Here is a 1,914-nt window from a genome sequence, read left to right as displayed (position 1 = left end):
CCCGAGTTTGATCAGCGGAGCGGCGTTGGCGGAGCGGCAGGGCTGTGACCTGCGGTGATTGTGGGGGTTGGTGCGGGATTCACGCACTAATCGGTGGGTAGGCTGCCGGGTTGTGGCGTTCATCAGGCGGGTCCGGACGGGCTCGGGCGCGACGGCGGTGCAGATCGCGGAGTACGTGTCCGGGCGCCGGCAGCGGATCGTCGCGCACTTGGGCTCGGCACGCAGCGAGGTCGAGCTCGGGCTGTTGATCGCCCGAGCCCAGGGCATGCTCGACGACGCCGCGCAGGGCGAGTTGGACTTGGGCTTGGCGAAGGTGACGCGTCGGGCCCGGCTCGCCCCGCCACCTGCGGACCCGGCCCTGTTCGCACCCGCCGCGCCGCTGGATGCGCCGAAGGCCGGGCGCCCGGCAGCGGAGGCGACTGCGGCGGGCAGCGTGGTTGCGACCGCCTCGGCGCTGTTGTTCGACCTGCTTGTCGGGGTCTACGAGACTCTCGGGTTCGCCGAGCTGGACGACGAGGTCTTCCGCGATCTGGTGATCGCCCGGGTCGTGGAGCCCACCTCGCTGCTCGACGTGGGCCGGGTGCTGGCCGACATGGGGAGGCAAGCGGCGTCGTATCCCACGTTGTGGCGCACTCTGCGCCGCGCCGCCCAGACCGAGGAACCCGACGCCGACGCCGACCCCGACCTCGGCTCCAGCGCCGCGGTCGAGGACATCGATGAGTCCGAAGTGGACGGTAGCGGCGCGGCGGAAGATGAGACTGAACCAGCGCGCGGCTCCTACCGGGACCGGATCGCCGATCTGTGCTTCGCGCATGCCCTGAGCTGCGGCGATGTCAGTCTGGTGCTCTACGACGTGACCACGCTCTACTTCGAGGCGGAGAAGGAGGACGGCCTGCGCAAGGTCGGGTTCTCCAAGGAACGCCGCATCGACCCACAGGTCGTCGTCGGGCTGCTGGTCGACCGCAACGGCTTCCCCCTGGAGATCGGCTGTTTCGAGGGCAACAAGGCCGAGAAGCTGACGATCGTGCCGATCATCGAGGCGTTCAAGCCGAGGCACCGCATCGAAAACATGATCATCGTGGCGGACGCGGGCATGCTGTCCGCCGGAAACCTGACCACCCTCGACGACGCCGGGTTCAAGTTCATCGTCGGCTCGCGGCAGTCGAAGGCCCCGATCGACCTGGAGTCGCACTTCCACTGGCACGGCGACGCCTTCACCGACGGACAGCACGTCGACACCATCACCCCGAAACGGGGCGCGAACACCGCCAACGACACCGCCCTGCGCGCCGAGCCGGTCTGGGACCCGTCGGCGCATCCGGGGTCGTGGCGGGCGGTTTGGGCCTACTCGGCCAAGCGGTTCGCCCGGGACAACCGCACCCTCAACGCGCAGGAGTCTCGGGCCCGCGACGTCGTCAACGGCGACAGGACAGCCCGCACGCCGCGGTTCGTCAAGAACGCCGGCGACGGCCAGATCCTCGACGAGAAGGCCCTCGCCCGCGCCCGGCGCCTGGCCGGGCTCAAGGGCTACGTCACCAACCTGCCCGCCCCGGTCATGAACGCGGCCGAGGTGATCGCGGCCTACCACGACCTCTGGCAGGTTGAGGCGTCGTTCCGGATGAGCAAGACCGACCTCGCGGCCCGGCCGATGTTCCACCGCACCCGCGACAGCATCGAAGCCCACCTGACCATCGTGTTCGCCGCGCTCGCCCTCGCCCGCACCGCCCAGGCCCGCACCGGACTGTCCATCCGCCGCCTCGTCCGCACGCTACGGCCGCTGCGCTCGGCCACAATTGCCATCAACGGCGCCGAGCAGACCTTCCCGCCCCACATCCCGGCCGACCTCGAGCCGGTCGTCACGGCACTGCGCGGCTGACCTGCGTCACGCACTAAGCCTTCTGATCAAACTCGGGT

Annotated in this window: 1 protein-coding gene; it reads left to right on the top strand. The window is 69.9% G+C overall.

The features are described from left to right. Nucleotides 1-70 precede the first annotated feature (70 nt). On the top strand, nt 71-1,876 hold the full coding sequence (locus LWC33_RS36730) for an IS1634 family transposase (RefSeq protein ID WP_443720195.1): 1,806 nt from the start codon (nt 71-73) through the stop codon (nt 1,874-1,876). The last annotated feature ends 38 nt before the right edge of the window (nt 1,877-1,914 follow it).

The sequence above is a fragment of the Pseudonocardia terrae genome, from assembly GCF_021343995.1.
Lineage (GTDB): Bacteria > Actinomycetota > Actinomycetes > Mycobacteriales > Pseudonocardiaceae > Pseudonocardia > Pseudonocardia terrae.
This window is presented reverse-complemented; position numbering and strand designations above follow the sequence as displayed.